The sequence below is a fragment of the Microbacterium sp. cx-55 genome (genome assembly GCF_021117345.1).
In the GTDB taxonomy this organism is placed as follows: Bacteria; Actinomycetota; Actinomycetes; order Actinomycetales; family Microbacteriaceae; genus Microbacterium.
This window is the reverse complement of sequence record NZ_CP088261.1, coordinates 1,993,211-2,010,965: the sequence shown is the minus strand read 5'-3', so window position 1 is coordinate 2,010,965 and position 17,755 is coordinate 1,993,211. Positions and strand designations below refer to the sequence as shown.

The 17,755-nt window shown below is 69.9% G+C and carries 20 protein-coding genes; 5 read left to right on the top strand and 15 right to left on the bottom strand.

Annotated elements, in window-relative coordinates; genetic code table 11:
- The 3 genes from LQ938_RS09505 to LQ938_RS09495 are packed head-to-tail and all read left to right on the top strand — an operon-like array spanning position 1 to position 1,290.
- Positions 1-402, top strand: a complete 402-nt coding sequence (locus LQ938_RS09505) for a TadE/TadG family type IV pilus assembly protein (protein WP_223720830.1) — start codon at positions 1-3, stop codon at positions 400-402.
- The gene (locus LQ938_RS09500; protein ID WP_223720831.1) at positions 377-868 is read left to right on the top strand and encodes a TadE family protein; all 492 of its coding nucleotides are present in this window, start codon (positions 377-379) and stop codon (positions 866-868) included. The genes LQ938_RS09505 and LQ938_RS09500 overlap by 26 nt, the downstream gene beginning before the upstream one ends.
- 41 nt (positions 869-909) lie before the next feature.
- Entirely contained in the window at positions 910-1,290 is a 381-nt protein-coding gene (locus LQ938_RS09495; protein ID WP_223720877.1) for a pilus assembly protein TadG-related protein, read from the top strand.
- Between the two features lie 40 nt (positions 1,291-1,330).
- Here the strand turns inward: LQ938_RS09495 and LQ938_RS15475 are convergent, their stop codons facing one another.
- From LQ938_RS15475 to LQ938_RS09440, 13 genes are all read right to left on the bottom strand, one after another.
- A complete protein-coding gene (locus tag LQ938_RS15475; protein ID WP_263317278.1) occupies positions 1,331-1,459 on the bottom strand; it encodes a hypothetical protein in 129 nt (42 codons plus the stop codon).
- An 89-nt stretch (positions 1,460-1,548) separates the two neighbouring features.
- Complete coding sequence (locus tag LQ938_RS09490) at positions 1,549-2,382, bottom strand: formate/nitrite transporter family protein (RefSeq protein ID WP_223720832.1); 834 nt, start codon at positions 2,380-2,382, stop codon at positions 1,549-1,551.
- A gap of 129 nt (positions 2,383-2,511) precedes the next feature.
- Entirely contained in the window at positions 2,512-4,308 is a 1,797-nt protein-coding gene (locus LQ938_RS09485; RefSeq protein ID WP_223720833.1) for an ABC transporter ATP-binding protein, read from the bottom strand.
- Positions 4,305-5,759 carry a phytoene desaturase family protein gene (locus LQ938_RS09480; RefSeq protein WP_223720834.1) on the bottom strand — a complete coding sequence of 485 codons (1,455 nt, stop codon included), beginning with the start codon at positions 5,757-5,759 and terminating at the stop codon, positions 4,305-4,307. Before LQ938_RS09480 ends, LQ938_RS09485 begins: the two co-directional genes overlap by 4 nt.
- Positions 5,756-6,940, bottom strand: coding sequence for an ABC transporter permease (locus LQ938_RS09475; RefSeq protein WP_223720835.1), 1,185 nt, complete (start codon positions 6,938-6,940; stop codon positions 5,756-5,758). The genes LQ938_RS09480 and LQ938_RS09475 overlap by 4 nt, the downstream gene beginning before the upstream one ends.
- Before the next feature lie 14 nt (positions 6,941-6,954).
- On the bottom strand, positions 6,955-7,872 hold the full coding sequence (locus LQ938_RS09470; protein ID WP_223720836.1) for an ABC transporter ATP-binding protein: 918 nt from the start codon (positions 7,870-7,872) through the stop codon (positions 6,955-6,957).
- Complete coding sequence (locus tag LQ938_RS09465; protein ID WP_223720837.1) at positions 7,869-8,690, bottom strand: class I SAM-dependent methyltransferase; 822 nt, start codon at positions 8,688-8,690, stop codon at positions 7,869-7,871. Before LQ938_RS09465 ends, LQ938_RS09470 begins: the two co-directional genes overlap by 4 nt.
- Positions 8,687-8,815, bottom strand: coding sequence for a hypothetical protein (locus LQ938_RS15470; RefSeq protein ID WP_263317279.1), 129 nt, complete (start codon positions 8,813-8,815; stop codon positions 8,687-8,689). The genes LQ938_RS09465 and LQ938_RS15470 overlap by 4 nt, the downstream gene beginning before the upstream one ends.
- Positions 8,816-8,827: 12 nt before the next feature.
- Complete coding sequence (locus LQ938_RS09460; RefSeq protein ID WP_223720838.1) at positions 8,828-9,430, bottom strand: hypothetical protein; 603 nt, start codon at positions 9,428-9,430, stop codon at positions 8,828-8,830.
- A complete protein-coding gene (locus tag LQ938_RS09455; protein WP_223720839.1) occupies positions 9,427-11,292 on the bottom strand; it encodes an alpha/beta fold hydrolase in 1,866 nt (621 codons plus the stop codon). Before LQ938_RS09455 ends, LQ938_RS09460 begins: the two co-directional genes overlap by 4 nt.
- A gap of 15 nt (positions 11,293-11,307) precedes the next feature.
- Entirely contained in the window at positions 11,308-11,520 is a 213-nt protein-coding gene (locus LQ938_RS09450) for a hypothetical protein (RefSeq protein ID WP_223720840.1), read from the bottom strand.
- Positions 11,514-11,660: a hypothetical protein gene (locus tag LQ938_RS09445; RefSeq protein WP_223720841.1), complete on the bottom strand. Its 147-nt coding sequence runs from the start codon at positions 11,658-11,660 to the stop codon at positions 11,514-11,516. The genes LQ938_RS09450 and LQ938_RS09445 overlap by 7 nt, the downstream gene beginning before the upstream one ends.
- Before the next feature lie 250 nt (positions 11,661-11,910).
- Positions 11,911-13,098, bottom strand: a complete 1,188-nt coding sequence (locus LQ938_RS09440) for a sensor histidine kinase (RefSeq protein ID WP_223720842.1) — start codon at positions 13,096-13,098, stop codon at positions 11,911-11,913.
- A gap of 243 nt (positions 13,099-13,341) precedes the next feature.
- Between LQ938_RS09440 and LQ938_RS09435 the strand changes: the two genes are divergently transcribed.
- The gene (locus tag LQ938_RS09435; protein WP_223720843.1) at positions 13,342-14,004 is read left to right on the top strand and encodes a response regulator; all 663 of its coding nucleotides are present in this window, start codon (positions 13,342-13,344) and stop codon (positions 14,002-14,004) included.
- Between the two features lie 72 nt (positions 14,005-14,076).
- On the opposite strand, the gene LQ938_RS09430 is transcribed toward LQ938_RS09435, so the two are convergent.
- Together LQ938_RS09430 and LQ938_RS09425 are read right to left on the bottom strand one after the other, a co-directional pair.
- Positions 14,077-15,321 carry an FAD-binding protein gene (locus LQ938_RS09430; protein ID WP_223720844.1) on the bottom strand — a complete coding sequence of 415 codons (1,245 nt, stop codon included), beginning with the start codon at positions 15,319-15,321 and terminating at the stop codon, positions 14,077-14,079.
- Entirely contained in the window at positions 15,318-16,598 is a 1,281-nt protein-coding gene (locus LQ938_RS09425; protein ID WP_374197452.1) for an MFS transporter, read from the bottom strand. Before LQ938_RS09425 ends, LQ938_RS09430 begins: the two co-directional genes overlap by 4 nt.
- Positions 16,599-16,624: 26 nt before the next feature.
- Between LQ938_RS09425 and prfB the strand changes: the two genes are divergently transcribed.
- Positions 16,625-17,731: a peptide chain release factor 2 gene (prfB, locus tag LQ938_RS09420; protein ID WP_223720846.1), complete on the top strand. Its 1,107-nt coding sequence runs from the start codon at positions 16,625-16,627 to the stop codon at positions 17,729-17,731.
- Positions 17,732-17,755: the final 24 nt, after the last annotated feature.

Genomic DNA, 17,755 nt, shown 5'->3' with positions numbered 1-17,755 from the left:
ATGCCCGAGGAGAAGCGCGGTCTCGGCGCGGACGAGCGGGGTTCCGCCCCGGTCGAGTTCGTGCTGGTCGGCGCGCTTCTCACGGTCCTGACGCTCGCCATCTTGCAGTTCGGCTTTGCCATCTATGTGCGCAACGTCGTGCACGATGCCGCAGTCGAGGGTGCCTATCACGCGGCCCTCGCCGACACGAGCGCCGCGGAGGGGGCGGATCGCACTCGAGAGGTGATCGAGCGCGCGATCGGGGCGGGTTACGCGGCAGATGTGCGGATGGCGGAGGACGCCACAGCGGGCTACCCGGCGGTTCGGGTCACAGTGACGGCAACGCTGCCGCTCGCGGGTCTGTTCGGCCTTCCCGGAGCGTTGGAGGTGCAGGCGCATGCCCCGATCGAGTCCTTCGACTGACTCTCGCCGCGGGGGATGGCGTTCGGCGCTCGCCGACGACGAGGGTTCGGCGTCGCTCGAGTTCATCGTCGGCGGCGTGCTGCTGCTCGTGCCGATCATCTATCTCATGCTCGCGCTGGGCACCATCCAGGGTCAGACTCTCGGCGTCGAGGCCGCGGCGCGTCACACGGCGCGCGCGATTTCCACGGCGACGGATGCGGGGGATGCCGCTGAGCGCGCCGAACTCGTGCTCGCGTCGGTCGCGTCGGAGTACGGCATCGATGCTGGCGAGCTCGATGTCTCGTGGGAGTGCACGGACAGCGCCGGGGAGTGCCCGACGGCGGGCGCGACGCTGGTCGTCACGGTGCGCACGCGGGCCGAGCTGCCGTTCATGCCGCCGATCTTCGGGCTCGACCAGATCGCCGCGGTGTCGGTGGAGGCATCGGCCGTGCAGAAGGTGTCGAGGTTCTGGGGGACGGCGCCGTGACTCGGCTGCGCGAGCTCACGACCGACGAGGACGGCACGATCATGCCGCTCGTGATCGGCTACGTCGTGCTCGCGTTGGCGGCGGTCTTCGTCTGCGTGTGCGCGACCGACCTCTATCTCGCGCAGAAGCGGCTCGACGGAACGGCGGATGCGGCCGCGCTCGCCGCCGCCGACGGGTTCACGCTCGAGGTGCAGGACGGCCAGCCCCGCGCCGAGCTCACCTCGGAGGGGGTGCGGGAGCAGGCAGCGGCGCTTCTCGCATCCGCCTCCGTGGATGCCGCGCTGGTTGCCGCGGATACTCCGGACGGGGTGTCTGCTCGGGTCACGGTGTCGAGCGTCTGGCATCCGCCGCTCGTCTCGGTGTTCGTGCCGCAGGGGGTGGACCTACAAGCGACCGCGACGAGCCGGACCGCGCTGCGGTGACGGCGAGAACCCGTTCGGCCGCACAACCGGATGGGGCCGCTCAGCGCTCCTCGCTCGCGCCGAACCACTGACGCAGGGTCTCCCGGCTGGCGGGATCTCGCCAGGTGGCCCAGGCGGCGGTCGCGAGGCAGCCGCTCCCGACGAGAACGAGGATGATCACGGAGGTCATGGTGGTCTGCTCCTTCGATGCGGGCGGCGGGGCCAGATGCTGTGCGCTCGTCCCATCCTGATCGAAGGATTCGTCGAGCACCAGGGTGACTACGGGCGCGAGCTGTCCACGGAGGCGCTGACGACCCGGCCCGCAGCCGAATCCGTCGCTCTCGGGCGGCCGCCGATGTGCCAGTAGGCGAGCCCGACGATCAGGGCGCCGCCGACCAGATTGCCGAGGCCGACCCACAGCATGTTCGCGCCTGCGATCGGCCAGGTCGCCCCGGGAGCCTCCGCGAGCATCCCGAGCGTGAAGGTCGTCATGTTCGCCACGACGTGCTCGAACCCCGACGTGATGAACGCGAGCAGCGCCCAGAAGATGACCGCGAGCTTCGCGACGTCACCGCGCAGCCGCGCGCACATCCAGATCGCGAGACACACGAGCACGTTGCAGAGGATGCCGCGGACGAACAGCTCGCCGACGGATTCCTCGGCCTTCGCCGCGAGCATCGCCCGCAGCATCGTGTGGGCCGCGAGATTCGCATGGATCACGCCTGACAGGCTCACCAGCGTGCCGAAGACCACAGCGCCGAGAAGATTCGCGACGAACGTGACGCCCAGGGTCAGCGCGGCGGGTCCGACGCGGACCGCGCGCATGAGCACGCCCTGGGTGAGCGTCATCATCGACGACGTCACGAGCTCGGCGCCGGCGAACACCACGAGCGTGAGCGCGACCCCGAAGACGAGCCCGCTCACGAGTTTCGCGGGAGCCTCGCCCGCCGCGACGAACGGCCCGGCCGCGCTCAGCATCAGCACGACGGCGATCCCGACGTAGGCGCCCGCGAGCGTGCCGGAGACGACGAACGCCCCCGGGCGGTGCATCCCGTCGACCTTGTGTCGCGCGGCGTCCGCCTGCCGCTCCAGCGTGCGTTCGATGCCGCGCATCCCGGCCCTCTCCGGCCGCGACGCGCCACTCACGCCACCGCCGCGCACCATCCTCCGCGCTGGCGGGGTCGGCCCGTCGAGGATCGCGCCGTGACAAAGCCGCCGCGGGTGGGCGCGGCGTCCGGCCCGCTACACCCCGAGCGCCGGCACCACGGACGTGTCGATCCGCAACGCCTCGATGAATTCGCGATAGAGCGCGTCGCGGCCGAGGAGTTCGTGATGTGTGCCCGTGTCACGGATGCGGCCACCGTCGAGCACGACGATCCGATCGGCGTCGAGGATGGTGGACAGTCGGTGCGCGATCGTGACGACGGCGCCGGTCTTCGACGCGTCCGTGATGACCCGTTGGATGGCGGCTTCCGTCACCCCGTCCAGCTGCGCCGTTGCTTCATCGAGCAGGAGGACTCCGGGCCGCCGGATGAGGGCTCGCGCCACGGCCAGGCGCTGGCGTTCGCCCCCGGAGAGGTTCGTCTCCGCGACGGTCGTATCGAGACCGGAGGGTAGCGAGCGTACTTTCTCATCGAGCCGGACGGCCGCGAGCGCGTCCCAGGCCTCGGCATCGTCGGCATCGTCCGCGCGGAAGAGCACGTTGTCTCGGACCGTCCCGGGGATGACGGGCGTCTCCTGCTCGACGTAGGCGATCCGGGAACGCACATGATCGATGCTCAGATCCTCGTACGGGATGCCGTCGAGTTCGAGTCGTCCGGACCTCGGGTCGATGAAGCGCAACAGGAGCGAGAAGACGGTGGTCTTCCCAGCGCCGGACGGCCCGACGAACGCGGTGTGGCCACGGCGCGGGATCTCGATCGTCACATCCTCCACAGCCGAGCCGTCCTCGCCGAGGTAGCCGGCCGAGACGGAACGTAGAGCCAGGGCGGGAACGCGATCATCCGCCGGCGGAGTAGCCGGTGCACCGCTGCCGCGCGTGGTGTCCTCGAGGTCGAGGTGCTCGGTCTCGCGGATGCGGGCGGCCGCGGCCAGCCCCGCCTGCACCGATGCGAACGCGCCGGCGAGCGAGGTGATCGGGTCGACGATGTTGAACGCGTAGAGGAGGAACGCGACCAGCGTCGACACGGCGAGCTCGCCCAGGCTCACGCGCCACGCGCCCAGTCCGAGGATGACGATGATCGACAGCTGCATCCCGCCGCCGGCCACGGTCCAGATGAGTGCGGAGTACCAGACGGCCCGGACCGAGTGACGCGCAGACTCCTCCGCGCTGTGAGTGACGCGCGCGATCTCGCGCGTCTCCGCCCGGCTCGACTTGACCGTGCGGAGTGCGCGGATTCCGCCTTCGAGCTGCGCGCCGAGGTCGCCGATCGCATCTTGTGCCCGCTTCGACGTCTTGCCGATCTGCGGCAGCAGAACACCGAACAGGCCGCCGATGACGACGAGCGCCGCGAGCGTCGTGAGGAGCAGCGTCCCGTCCAGGATCGCCATGAGGACGATCGTTCCGACGAGAGACACCGTGCCGTTGACGAGTTGCACGATGCTCGAGGTCGTCGCCGCGCGGAGCAGCACCGTATCGCTCGTGATGCGCGTCACGAGCTCGCCGGTCTTGAACCGCTGCACCTGCTCGAGGCGTGCGCGGAAGAACCGCTGGATGAGCGACCGCCGGGCGTCGAGCACGATGTGCTCGGCGAGACGGCCGAGCAGCACGGTCTGCACGAGCCCGGCGACCGTCCCGACGATGAGGAGGAGGATCAGGACGATCACCGGGGTGCTCAGGTCGAGGTCCGCGCCGAGCGAGTCCAGAACCCACTTGGTGACCATCGGCGTCGCGAGGGTCACCCCCGTGGCGAACAGCCCGAGCAGCACTCCCACCGAGAGCATTGAGAGGTATGGGCGGGCGTACGAGGCGAGGAGGCGGAGCCCGTGCCGGAACGGCAGCTCCGGGGTCGTCGGTGCGATGGGTGGGGAGGACGTCATGGAATTTCCCTCGGGATCGTTGTCGGCGACAGGTCTGACAGGCGTGCGTCGATCGCGAAGCGATCGCGCAGCGCCGTGCGCGCGGCCCACCATCCGCACATGCCGTGCACTCCCGGTCCGGGCGTCGTCGACGATGAGCAGAGATACACCGAGGGGAGCCCTGTCCGCCACGGATTCGGCGACAGGCGGGGCCGTGCGATCAGGCGTGCGAGCGATGCCGCGCCCCCGGTGATGTCGCCTCCGCTCAGATTGCGGTTGTGCGCCGCCAGAGCCGACGCCGGGGTTCCCCAGGACTCGGCGACGAGGTCCCGGGTGCCCGGAGCGTGTCGTTCGAGCTCGGCGAGCACCGCGTCGCGCGGGTCGCGAGACGATCCATAGGGCACGTGCACATAGGCCCACACGATCTCAGAGCCGGGAGCCGAGCGGCGAGGATCGTGCGCCGTGGGTTGCGACAGGAGGATGTACGGACGCTCGGGATGGCGTCCCGAGCGCGCCGCGTTCTCGGCGTGAGCGATCTCCGGCCAGGTGCCGCCGAGGTGGACGGTCGATGCGCCCCCCACACGCGGGTCGGTCCACGGGATCGAACCGCGCAGTCGCAGATCGACGCGGGCGACCCCGCTGCCGGGCCGAAGCGGACGCGGTGCGGCGTCGCGCCGGGCCGCGGGGAGCATGGCACGCAGAGCCGCGGGGGAGACGTCGGCCAGGACGATCGGCGCGTGCATCAGGTCCGTGATGTCGTCCACGGCGGTCGAGGTCTCAATCCGACCGCCGTGCGCCAGGAGATCGGCGGCCAAAGCGTCGGCGACACGCTGCGCGCCGCCCTCGGGGATGCCCCAGCCACGCACGTGCGCATGTGTGGCCAGAAGCGAGCCGGCCGCGGCAGCCGCGAGCGAGCCGAGGGGCTCACCGGCATGCGCCCAGACACCCGCCAACAGTGCGCGCGCCTCGGGAGTGCGCAGAGAGCGCGTTCGCGCCCAGGATCCCCGCACCGCGGTGCGGCCGAGCGCCAGCGCGGCGACCGGATGCCGGGGCACCTGGAGGAGGGAACTGAACGCGGTCGCCGTCACCGCATCCGCGTTCCGCACGAGCGGAGCGAACAGTCGGGACCATTCCCGACCGTCCCGCCCGAGTTCGTCCGCCGTCCGGTCGAGATCGCGGTAGGCGATGGCCGCGCGGGTTCCCAACGGATGGGCGTAGGCGATGTCGGGAACGATGTAGGGCACCCGTTGTTCCAGTCCCCACGCGCGGAAGAAGGGCGACGCGAGGGCGAGAGGGTGCACGGCCGAGTATCGATCGAACAGGGCATCGCCTCGCCGGTGGGACTGCAGGCCCCCGCCGACCGTGGGCTCGGCCTCGAGCACGGTGACCGCGAGTCCCGCTCGCGCCAAGGTCACCGCGCCCGCCAACCCGTTCGGGCCGGCGCCTATGACGAACGCGTCCGGGGTCGTCATACCCGAGTCTGCGGACGCAGATCCGACGGGTCGTCGGCGGCGGTGAGCGCATGCGCGTCGGGTCGGTCGTGACGCGTCGCGGACGACCGACGTGCGAGGACGGCGCGCCACATCGGGCCGAGACCGTCCGTCATCGTCGCCGCACGCCACACCCGCAGCGCGAGCCAGAACAGCGCGATGATGGCGACGGCCATCACACCGCCGGCGACCGCCGCATCCGTCGCGGCGGCGAGCCCCTCCGCCATCCGCACCGGAAGCAGCAGCACGGACACGGGCGGGATGAGGCTTGCGACGGAGATCCAGCCGGCACCCGGGTCGAGCAGCGCGACCATGAGGATGCCGAATGAGGCGAATCCGACCAGCTGGATCAGAATTCCGAGCGACGCCGCGTTCCCACGGAAGAGAAGCACGAACACGACGGCGAGCGAGGTGAATAGGGCGACGCCCGCGCCGGCCCACACGGAGAGCGGGAGGGCGAGTTCCACCACCCGTCCGGCAACCTCGGATTCACCGATGACCGTCAGCGTGCCCGCGGCGATAGCGCCGAGTGCGATCAACTGCACAACGCCCGAAACGGCCGCGGCGACGATCCGACCGCCGAGGAGGCCGGCCGCGGATGCGCGGGCCAGCACCGCGTCGAACAGGCCCAGGGACAGGTCCCGCGACAGGGCGCCGTAGGCCCACGACGCGCGCCCGGTGATCACCGAGAACACCAGCAGAGCCGACACGAGCGTGATGAGACGTGTCACGACGGCCGAGCCGTCATCCACCGCCGCCCGGAAGGCGACCGGCGGCGTCGCGATCCCGGATGCCGCGGACAGGGCGGCGCCGGCGAAGACGTCGCCGACGGCGGCTGCTTCCGCCACCTGCGATGCCTTCTCGACATGCACCTCGACACCGGACTCTGCGACGACGACCGCCACATCGCCGCCGAGGTCTCCGGGCACGGCCTCGACGCCGATCACCTCCCATCCGGGCTGCTCGGAGGCGACGATGCGGACGACGTCGGACGGCGCGACGGCGAATACCCGCGGGGCGGATGCGGAAGCGGCACCGACGATGCCGGGCGCGACGATCACGAGGACTGCGATCACCGCCATCAATACGAACAGAACGAGCTGCGCGGGGGCAGCGAGCTGCCGCCGGATGTCTCGGAGGAGGACTGTTCGGAACGAAGACAAGGCAGACGAGACTGTCATCGCGGCGCCGCCGTGAGAAGTTCGCGCAGGGAGGGCTGGGTGACATCCACGGCGGTGAGCGTGCCGACGGCCGCGGCCGCCGAGACGAGCGTGGGGTCAATGCTGCCTCCGGGGTCGATCGGGATCTCGACGACGACAGAACCCGCACGCCGCTCGATACGTCCGGCTACCCGCTCGGCGAACCCGCGGAGGTTGGGCTCTTGGTCCGTGTCTTCGGCGGCGCGGAACGTGAGACGAAGGGCGCGTTCAGCAGCGCCGAGGACATCCGAGATGTCACCCTCGAGCACCGATCTGCCGTCGGCGATGACGGCGACGCGATCGGACACCGCGGCGACGACCTCGAGCTGGTGGCTCGAGACGAGAACGCCGACCCCGTCTGCCGCCAAGGAGCGCACCAGGCCCGAGACCTGCGCGAGCCCGTCGACGTCGAGTCCGGAGAAGGGCTCGTCGAGCAGAAGATAGCTCGGCGAACCGAGGAGGGCGAGGGCGAGTTGTGCTCGCTGGCGATTGCCGAGGCTGAGCAGCCCGAAGCGGCGTTCCGCGAGCGGGAGGATTCCCGTCCGCTCCAGGACGACATCGACATGGGTGCGGATGCTCCGTCGCGGCAGCCCGATCAGTTCCGCGAAGTGGCGCAGCTGAGCGCGCACCGACTCGTCCGCGTAGAGACCGCGGTCCTCCGGGGAGTGCCCGATGAGGGCTCGGTCCGCCGTCACGAGCGGCCGTCCCGCAATCGTCGCTCGGCCGGCATCCGGCGCCCGAAGGCCCCCGAGGAGGCGCATCGCCGTGGACTTGCCCGCTCCGTTCGCACCGACGAATGCCGTGATGCGACCGGACGGGACCGTGATGGAGTAGTCGGAGAGAGCAGTGGTCGGTCCGTAACGTTTGACGACCCCGACCAGAGCGAGGGATGTCACGCGTCGACGTCCGAACGCTCGGGGACGAGCGTCATCGCAAACAGCGGCGACGCGGAGCCGAGGTATTCACCACCGGCGAAGCTGGCCGTCAGAGCGACGACGCGCAGACCCGCGGCGGCGGCAAGTTCGGTGAGCGCCTCAGGCGGCGTGAGCAGGCTCTGCTCGAGCACCGTGGTGCTCTCGGCGCCGTCGATCCACACCTGACGCATCGTCCAGATCCCAGACTCGACGGAGGAGAAACACACTAATCCGCTCTCGTGACGGGCGTAGGGCACGAACATGGACGTCGGTGCCGCTCCGATCACCTCGTGCACGAATGCCGGGGAGTGGGTTTCGATCACGGCGACACCGGAGCGGCCGAGCATGGCGGCGATGTTCTGAAGCGTCGCGGCTTGTGCGGAACGGTCCGGGAGCATCGAGAACGACGCGCACACGCACAGCACCAGGCTCGCGGAGCCCGGTGCGACGATCTCGGTCAGCCCGGGGTCGCTGAAGTCGGCTTCCACCAGTTCCAGGTCCAGGTCCGAGTACCGCTCCGCGGCGCGGCTCAGCAGGTCAGCGGATCCGTCGATGCCGATGAGGCGTGCCGCACCGGTTCCGGCGACAGCGCGTCCCAGCGCGCCGAGGACGCGCCCCGTGCCGACGCCGAGCTCGACGATCACGCGCGGCTCCTCCGTCATGAGCGCCAGTCCGCGGAGCGCCGCGGCTTCCGGCGACTCGATGTCGAGCTCGCCGTAGATGTCGTCGTAGACGCCGGCGATGGCGGACCCGTACTGCTCGGAGACGGATTTGGCCGTCCCGGCCGCAACCGTCGTCATCGTTGACCGCGGGACCCGAAGGCGCGACGCAGACTGTCGCGACTCGCGGGATCGCGCCAGACAGCCCAGGCTGCCGTGGCCAGGCAGCCGGTGCCGACGAGGAAGAGGATGATCATCGAGGTCATGTGCGGAACTCCTTACAGGGGGCGGGGGGAGGAGACGACGGGTGTCGCCTCGACGGCTACAGCGTCGATGGGCGGAACAGGTGCGGGACTCGGAGGGTCGATGACGGGCGACAGGAGGATGACCTCGGGAGCGACCGAGTCGTCGGACCCGGCGTGCTTGATGATGGCGAACTGATGCGGAGTGGGGCCGCCGGCGGCCGCGACCGTCCGGCGCACGGTCGCGGCGACGACGAGGTACGACGACGAGAGTGCGAGTTCGGCCGGATCCGCGAGCACCGCCAGCTGGGCGAGCTCGGTCGCGTGATCGAAGACGCCTTTGTCGGCGCGGCGTCCGGGGAACCAGACCAGGTGGGCGAGCTTGCGCGGTGCGGGCGGCGAGGTCCGCCGCCACTGATCCCATTCGCCGTCCTCCGTCCGCGTGCGGTGGAAGACCTCGTGGTCATCGGTGGCGGGGATCGGCGCGAAGAACTTCCAGTTCGGAATGAGACCGAAGAGGTCGCGTCGCCGCAGACGGTCGAAGGAATGCCCCGGCAACTGCGAGACGGCCGTCACAGCGAGTGCCGCGCCGAACAGGGGCAGCGTTCCGGCGCGCAGGAGCGTTCGCGGCGAGATCACGACGGTGTCCCCATCTGTCGCGCGAAGGCGAGGATGCGCGCGGCGACCTCGCCGGCGACGAGCGGATCCGTGAGAAGCGTGTCGTGCGTGGCTTCGAGCACGATCGGTTCTCCGGACGCGACGAACGTCGAGGCGAGCTCTCGCTGGAACCGAGCGGCATCCGCGTCCGACATCGTGCGGGATGCCGAGATCACCAGTCCGGCGATACCGGAGCCGGCATCGAGTCGCGGCGGGCGCGGGATGTCGAGCTCGCGTTCCACCGCCCGCAGCTCGCGGTGACCGGCGCGCCACATCCGGCCGTCCCGGTACTGCAGCTCGGCATTGGCGCGGAAGGGGGGAGGAAGGCGTGTCACCCAGGACGGGCGATCGAGGAATGAGCCGAATCCGGCGCGCACCAGGAGGCCCATCTGCGACTGCGCGTCACGGACGAGACGCAGACCCTCCCGCTGCGAGGCCGACTGCGCGAACTGCTCGGGATGCGTGGCGTCGATGAACACCAGACCCTTTACGCGATCGTCACCGAGACGTTCGGCCACGCGTCGGATCAGCTCGCCGCCGTAGGAGTGTCCGGCGAGCACGATGCGCTGGTCCGGGTCGGCGACGTTCTCGATCAGATCGATCAAGTCGGAGACGGCATCGTCGATCCGGAACGCGTCATCGGCTGCTTCGCGGGATGCGCCGTACCCCGCGCGGTCGTAGGTGATGAAGTCGACGGAGCCGTCACGATCGAGGTGCCCGGTCACCCACCCGAAGTGGTCCTGCGTGGAGAACAGGGCGTTGACCAGGAACAGCAGGACGGGGTGCCCGTGCTGCTTGCCGCCATACGCGAGGGTGCTGCCGCGCGATGTCTCGAGGCGCTGGAGGTAGGACGGGCCGTCGAGCACGCGAAGCCGGCGCCGAGTGGCGGTGAGTGCCGTCGCCCCGAGCGCGGCCACGATGGCGGCGCCCGCGACAGCGGGAAGCGCGTCGCTGCGCCCGCGCCGCCGTGCGGTGGCGTCGGTCGTGTAGGCGATCGCAGGATGGAACGCGGCGAAACCCCACACGAATCGACCGAGCCCCATGACGACACCGTTCGCGACATGGAAGCCCATGGCGACCGCGGAGTAGGCGGCGTTGACGACAGGTCCGCCGATGTAGACGAGGGGGTACGAGGACTCGAAGACGAGCATCGCCCGCGTCGCCGTCTTCTCCAGGGCCGGGTGCTTTTGGAAGAAGCGCCACACTCCCTCGTGCCCGTAGGTGTGCGTGCGCATGACGCCGGATACGGCCGTTCCCTCGCGCCACGGCCGACCGAACAGTTTGACCCATCCGGACACGGCGTAGGAGAGGACTCCCTGCAGCGAGAGGTACCAGAGGCCTGCGTCGATGGAGCGGGCGTCGCCGCCGAGACGGGAGATCGTCGCCGCGGTGTGCACCTGGAGCGCCGCCTGGTCGGAGCCGTCTCCGCCGTAGCGGGAACGCGTCTGATTGATCATGCCGAGGATGCTGAGACCGGCGTTCGCGGAGAGCCGCAGGCGGTCGAGCGCCGTGCCACGACCCGGGATGAGGAGGGCGATCCCGAGGGCGCACCGGGTCAGGTGGAAGGCGCGGTCTGCGCGCGGGCCATCCAGCTTGTCGAGAAGTCGGGAGACGAAGGGAGCGTCGGCGGCCAGGCCGCCACGCAGCACGCGCCAGTCGTTGAGTTCGCCTTCGGCGGTGTCTCGGCGCGTCGCGACCGCTTCCATGCTCGCCAGGGTCGCGGTGATGGCGGCGAACGATTCGCTCGCTCGCAGCGCCCTCTCCCGCGACCCCGACGCGCGCCGAAGCCCGGACTCCACACGGCCGTACACGCGCACGGCCGTGCGCCCTCCGTTCTTCGACACCTTCCTCATCGCGACTCAGCCTCCGCGAACCGCTCGGCCGGCCTCGAACGCCGCGACGAGGCCTCCGCCGTACACGGCGCCTCCCGCAAACGCCGCAGCGATGAGCGGGGTCGCCAGCACGGGGCCCTGAGCCTCTCGCCCGATGCGGATGATCGAGACGCCGCCGGCGTCCCCGAGCTCCGCGAGGGCGTTACCCACTCGCGTCTCGAGCGCGCCGTCAATCACCACGATCCGACCGCTCGACCCGCGACATAGGCGCCGACCACGCTGGCCGCCCCGCCGACCGCGGCTGCCGCGAGCTTCCATGTCGCGACCGCCGCCGGCGCCGCGGCCACCGTGGCCGGTGTGCCGAGGACCGGTGCGGACACGGATCCCCTCGCCGTCCCGTCGTAAATCGCATGCACGGCTGCGTCCACTCGCCGTGCGAGTGCGACGTCTCTGGACTCCATCGTCATGTTCACTTGTTCCCCTTTCATCGGCCCACCTGGACGCCCTCAGGGTTGCCGATGCAGGAGCGGTGAACAAGCGATCCCGCGTCAATCCATCCGAAAGTGCTGCCCGGACTCCGACTTTCGGAGGAGGTCCGGCAGATCCGCGGGTAGGCCGGTCGTCGCGCGGTCAGCGAGCGGGGAAAGACGCCCGCATCTGCCAGCCGCCGGATTCCGGCCCCGACTCGAACGAGCCGCCGAGAATCGCGGTGCGTTCGTTCATCCGGACGATTCCGTACCCCCCGCTGACCGCGTCGGACGCGCTCGGGTCGCGCGGAAGCGAGTTCCACACGGAGAGTCGGAGTTCGCCGTCCGACTGCTGCAAGTGGATGCGCACGCGCTGCGCTCCGACGGCGTGTTTCAGGATGTTGGTTCCGGCTTCGCGGACGATGCGCGCGAGAGTCGCGCTCACGAGGCGGTCGACGTCGGCGTCGTCGGGCACCTCGTCGTCCAGCTGGACCCGGTACCCGGCTGCCGTCAGTTCCCGGGCGAGTTCCTGCGCCGCGACGCCGACGCCGCGCTGGTTGTCGGCACCGGTCGCCGGATCCGCATCCTCGCTCGCCAGCAGCACCACGCGCCGCACGTCCGAGAGCGCCTGCCGCGCGGAATCGAGGATCGCGCGCTGGGACGTCCTGCGATCGTCCGGGTCGGGATCCCGTTCGAGAAGGCGGGCGTGCATCGCGATGATGGTCAGATCGTGGGCGACCACGTCGTGCAGATCATCGGCGATCCGCCGACGCTCCCCGGCGGCGACCTCCGCTCGCGCCTGCTCCGACACCAGAAGCTTGCGGTGCGCTTGCATCTCACGCTCCGTGACCGCACGCAGGGTCAACCCGACACCGCTCGATCCGGTCGCCACGATGATGGCGGCGATGAAGCTGGACAGGGGCTCGGAGGCCGGGAAGAAGGCGTGGATCAGGATCGCCGCGCCGAAGAAGGCGACGACGTACGCGGCCTGGATGGCGATCGTGCACGTGCGTGCGATCAGCCCGCTGCCCAACGCCAACGCCAGGATCGCCTCCTGCTGAGCGTCGACGGCGGGGGAGACCGCGAGCAGGATGAGCAGTGCCGCCCCGAACGCCTTCGGTCGCCAGAGAACCAGTGCGAAGGCGAGGGTGAGAAGCGTCTGGAAGACGGCATCCTCACCCGGAAGCCCCGCCGAGGCGGTCAGTACCAGGCCGGCCACCAAGCCCGCGCCGATGAGGCTCCACAGTGCCCACCGCTCGACGCGCGTGAACGCCGCATCGGTGCGCAACGACGCCCACAACGCGCGCAACGACACCTGTCGTCTGCGCGAGTCGTGCGGCGGGACGGTCATCGCTCCATTATGCAAAGGTGCGCTCACGCGATGTGAGCGTGCAGCACTCCGCGAGCGTCAGTTGCAGACACCGAAGAGTCGGCACAGTGCGGTCCAAAGTCCATTGGTCGAGTACATGCTCACCTCCTGTTCGATGTGATCTGTTCAGCATCGCGGGAGGTCAGGCGGCACCGCTTCCGTCGGAAGGCGAGCGCTCTCTCCCCCTTTCGTCGGGGGTGCGGGCGGGGTCCTATCGTGGGAGGCGTGCAAGAACTTCGGGTGCTCGTGGTCGACGACGAATCGCTGATCCGTCGCGCCCTCACGGTGTTCGTCAGCGAGGCCGACGACATCGAGGTGGTCGGAGAGGCTGCGAACGGGGCCGACGCGCTCGCAGCGGTCGCGTCGCTCGCCCCGGACGTCGTGCTGATGGACGCTCAGATGCCCGTCATGGGTGGGGCGGAAGCGACGCGGATCATCACCCGCGATCATCCCGCCACCAAGGTGCTCGCGCTGACGACGTTCGGTTCACTCGACGCGATCCTGCCGATGCTGCAAGCGGGGGCGGGCGGTTATCTGCTGAAGGATTCCGAGCCGGAGGATATCGTCGCCGCGCTCCGCGATATCGCACGCGGGCTGCGGGTCCTCTCGCCGGCCGTCGCGAGCATGCTCGTCGCGTCGGTGTCCGCGTCGGTGGGCGTTGGGCAGCTCGTACGTCTGTCCGATGCGGAACGGCTCACACCGCGGGAGCGCGCCGTCGTCTCACTTCTCGCGCGCGGTCTCTCGAATGCGGAGATCGCCAGACAGCAGAGCGTCTCGGAAGCGACCGTGAAATCGCACCTCAGCAACATCATGGCGAAGTGGGATGTGCGAGACCGCGTTCAGGTGCTCATCCGCGCCGCGCGCGCCGGGATCATCACTTTCGAGTGAGCTGATCCCCGGCGCGGGTGACGGCGGGCGCGGCGTTCGCCGCAGCGGCGGCCCGCGGGGGATGCATACTTCTCAGAGCCCGAGTGCGGCGACGTAGTCGTTCCGGAAGACACCCCGCGGGTCGAACTCCGCTCGGAGTGCGGCGAAGTCGTCGATCCGCGGGTAGCGCGAGCGGATGACGTCGGTCGGCATCGTGAACACCTTGCCCCAGTGCGGGCGCGGGTCGAACGGAGCGAGTGCGGCCTCGATCTCGGTGAGAAGCGCCTCGACGGCGGGCTGATCCGGCCGCCAGGTGAAGTGCAGCCCGACGGTGTCGCGGCCGTACGCGCCGCTCAGCCACAGCTCGTCGGCAGCGATCGTGCGCACCTCGTTCACGAGCAGCAGGTCCCCGAGGCGCGGCGCGAAGACCTTGAGCGCGCGGATCGCGTCGGGCGCATCTCTGCGAGAGACGAAGTACTCCGTCTGCAGTTCGGCGCCGCGCGACGGAGTGAACTCGAGGCGGAAGTGCGGAAGCCGGTCGAGCCACGCACCCGCGACGCCGCGCTGCGGGGTCGTGCTGTCGGCGGCCTCCCCGGGCAGCGGATGGCGCTGAGCCGACGCGGGCGACGCGCCCAGCACGGACGCGGGTGCGGGCCCCGCATCCGTTCGCGCCTTCACCCACACCTGGTCGACCGTGTCGGCGTCGCGCCAGGTCGTGAACATGCTGACGCTGTACCCGAGCGAGGTGACGGCGGAGAGGTCGACGAGGGCGTCCTCCCACGCGACCCGCTCATACACGGTCTGGGCGATCTCGTAGGCCGGCTCGATGTCGAGATCGACGTCGAGCACGATCCCGAGCGCGCCCAGAGAGACCACGGCGCCGTTGAATCCGGGCTCGCCGCGGCGCAGCATCCGGATGTCGCCGTCGGCGGTGAGGATCTCGACACCCGCAACGGCCGTCGCCAGTGAACCGTTGCGGTCGCCTGAGCCGTGGGTGCCCGTGGCGATGGCGCCCGCGACCGAGATGTGGGGGAGGGAGGCGAGGTTGCCGAGAGCCCAGCCGTTCGCCTGCAGAGCGCGGGCGACCTCGCCGTACCGCATGCCTCCGGCGACCCGGGCGATCCGACGCGCGGCGTCGATGGATACGCGCGCGGGCAGGCCCGCGGTCGACACGAGCAACCCGGCGGTGTCGGCGATGCGGTTGAAGGAGTGACGCGAACCCAGCGCCCGAACGGCGGATGCCGAAGCGACGAGCGTGCGGAGCTCGTCGCGCGTCGACGGCTCGGCGACAGCGTCGACGGAGTAGGCCAGGTTTCCCGCCCAATTGAACTCGGTCACGGCGTTTCTTCTCCTCCGCGTCGGGGAACGAACCGCGGCACCCAGCGGATGAACGCGGCAGCGCCGACGAATCCCAGGAGCCCCATCGCGCCGGTCGCAACCGACAGTGAAACCGCCGCGGTCAGCGCCGACACGATCAGCGGGGCGACAGCGCCGCCCGCGTCGGTCAGCGTACGCCACGACCCGAGGAACGGTGCCGGGTCGCTGCGGGGCGCCGCATCCGCTCCGAGAGTCAGCAGGATCCCGCTCGACAAGCCGTTGCCGAGCCCCAGCACTCCACCGAGGACGGCATACCAGATGACGGCGCTGTCGAACTCGTGCGTCACCGAGAGCACCAGGAAACCCGTCCCCATCAGGAGCGTCGCCGGGAGCGCCGCCCACAGTCGCCCGAACCGGTCCATCACCTGTCCGCTCGCATAGAAGAGGGCGAAGTCGACCGCGCCGGAGATGCCCACGACGAGCGCGATCGTCTGCGCGTCGAGGCCGAGCGAGAGACCCCACAGCGGCAGGACCACTTGCCGGGCCGAGCGGATGGCCGATAGTGATGCGCCGGCGAGTCCCAGCCGCGACAACACGCCGCGGTGCTGCCACATGGTGCGGAAGACGCCGACGCGCTCGGATGTCGGGATCGAACCCGAGACCGCTTCTCCGGTGTCGTCGTACCGGGCCGCGGGAGCGTTCGACGCCGCGCCCGCGGGGGCGGCGCGCTCGGGATCCGGTCCGAGCAGCACCAGCAGGATCGTCGCGACGAGGCAGCCGAGGAAGAACCAGACGGCGGAAAGTTCGTCGCCGATGGTCGCCAGGAGTCCCGCGGCCACGAACGGTCCGATGAAGGTACCGAGGCGGAACGATCCGCCGAGAAGCGACAGCGACCGCGCGCGGAACGCCACCGGCACCCGTGTCGTCATGAACGAGTGGCGGGCCAGGCCGAAGATCGCCGCGCAGAATCCGATCACGAAGACGGAGAGCGCCAGCACGGCGGTCGACGGTCCGTACAGCATGGCCAGGGCGCCGACGATCGCGAGCACCCCGCCGGCGGCCATCGTCGCGCGCTCCCCGAACCGGGCGACCGCCCACCCCGCCGGGATGTTGCCGAACAGTTGTCCGATCACGAGGAACGAGGTGATGAGGGCCGCTTGCGCGATGTCGGCGCCGCGTTCGGCGGCGAGCACCGGGATCAGCGGGATGACGGCGCCTTCCCCGAGCGAGAAGAGCACGGTGGGGCCGTAGATCATCGGCGCGAACCGCCACAGGACGGAAGCGACGTGATCGGACATGTCCATCCAGGTTAGTCTGGAGTGTCATGCTCGAACTCGATCTCGCCCCCGAAATCCAAGCCCTGCGTTCGACCTTCGCCGATATCCAGGCCGTGGTCGATGTCGAGGCGTTGCAGAACGAGATCGCTCGTCTCTCCGAGGAGGCCGGCGCCCCCGACCTCTGGGACGACGTCGATAAGGCGCAGAAGGTCACGAGCGCGCTCAGCCACCGTCAGACGGAGCTCAAGCGCATCGTAGAGATCGAGCGCCGACTGGACGATCTCGACGTGTTGATCGAGCTCGCGGTCGAGATGGACGACGAGGATTCTGCGGAAGAGGCCCGTAAAGAGGTCGCCGATCTGCAGAACGTCATCGGTCAGCTCGAAGTGCAGACCCTGCTCGACGGAGAGTACGACGCGCGTTCCGCCGTCGTGACGATCCGCTCCGGAGCCGGCGGCGATGACGCCACCGACTTCGCGGAGATGCTCATGCGCATGTACCTGCGGTGGGCCGAGCGCCACAAGTACCCCGTCAAAGTGATGGACACGTCGTTCGCCGAAGGCGCCGGCATCAAGTCGGCGACGTTCGAGATCGATGCCCCGTACGCCTACGGCACGCTGTCGGTCGAGGCCGGTACGCACCGCCTCGCCCGCATCAGCCCCTTCGGCGGCGCCGACAAGCGCCAGACGAGCTTCGCGGCGGTCGAGGTCATCCCGGTCATGGAAGAAGCACAGGAGGTGGATGTCCCCGAGGGCGACATCCGCGTCGACGTCTTCCGTTCCTCGGGTCCCGGCGGCCAGTCCGTCAACACGACCGACTCGGCGGTGCGCATCACGCACCTTCCGACCGGGATCGTCGTGTCGATGCAGAACGAGAAGTCGCAGATCCAGAACCGAGCGGCCGCGATGCGCGTGCTCCAGACGCGCCTCATGCTGCTGCAGCGCGAAGAGGAAGCGGCGAAGAAGAAGGAGCTTGCGGGCACCATCACCGCGAGCTGGGGCGACCAGATGCGCTCCTACTTCCTCTACGGCCAGCAGCTCGTGAAAGACCTGCGCACCGGACACGAAGTCGGCAACCCCGCGGTCGTTCTCGACGGCGACCTCGACGGCTTCATCGCCGCAGGCATCCGCTGGCGCAAGCGCAAAGAAGACTGATTCATACGGTTTTCGGATGCGGAG

Bases quoted from the DNA above. Each gene is read 5' to 3' on its own strand.
- LQ938_RS09505 (WP_223720830.1), top strand. From the start codon at position 1: ATGCCCGAGGAGAAGCGCGGTCTCGGCGCGGACGAGCGGGGTTCCGCC.
- LQ938_RS09500 (WP_223720831.1), top strand. From the start codon at position 377: ATGCCCCGATCGAGTCCTTCGACTGACTCTCGCCGCGGGGGATGGCGT.
- LQ938_RS09495 (WP_223720877.1), top strand. From the start codon at position 910: ATGCCGCTCGTGATCGGCTACGTCGTGCTCGCGTTGGCGGCGGTCTTC.
- LQ938_RS15475 (WP_263317278.1), bottom strand. From the start codon at position 1,459: ATGACCTCCGTGATCATCCTCGTTCTCGTCGGGAGCGGCTGCCTCGCG.
- LQ938_RS09490 (WP_223720832.1), bottom strand. From the start codon at position 2,382: ATGCGCGGCATCGAACGCACGCTGGAGCGGCAGGCGGACGCCGCGCGA.
- LQ938_RS09485 (WP_223720833.1), bottom strand. From the start codon at position 4,308: ATGACGTCCTCCCCACCCATCGCACCGACGACCCCGGAGCTGCCGTTC.
- LQ938_RS09480 (WP_223720834.1), bottom strand. From the start codon at position 5,759: ATGACGACCCCGGACGCGTTCGTCATAGGCGCCGGCCCGAACGGGTTG.
- LQ938_RS09465 (WP_223720837.1), bottom strand. From the start codon at position 8,690: ATGACGACGGTTGCGGCCGGGACGGCCAAATCCGTCTCCGAGCAGTAC.
- LQ938_RS15470 (WP_263317279.1), bottom strand. From the start codon at position 8,815: ATGACCTCGATGATCATCCTCTTCCTCGTCGGCACCGGCTGCCTGGCC.
- LQ938_RS09440 (WP_223720842.1), bottom strand. From the start codon at position 13,098: ATGACCGTCCCGCCGCACGACTCGCGCAGACGACAGGTGTCGTTGCGC.
- LQ938_RS09425 (WP_374197452.1), bottom strand. From the start codon at position 16,598: ATGTCCGATCACGTCGCTTCCGTCCTGTGGCGGTTCGCGCCGATGATC.
- prfB (WP_223720846.1), top strand. From the start codon at position 16,625: ATGCTCGAACTCGATCTCGCCCCCGAAATCCAAGCCCTGCGTTCGACC.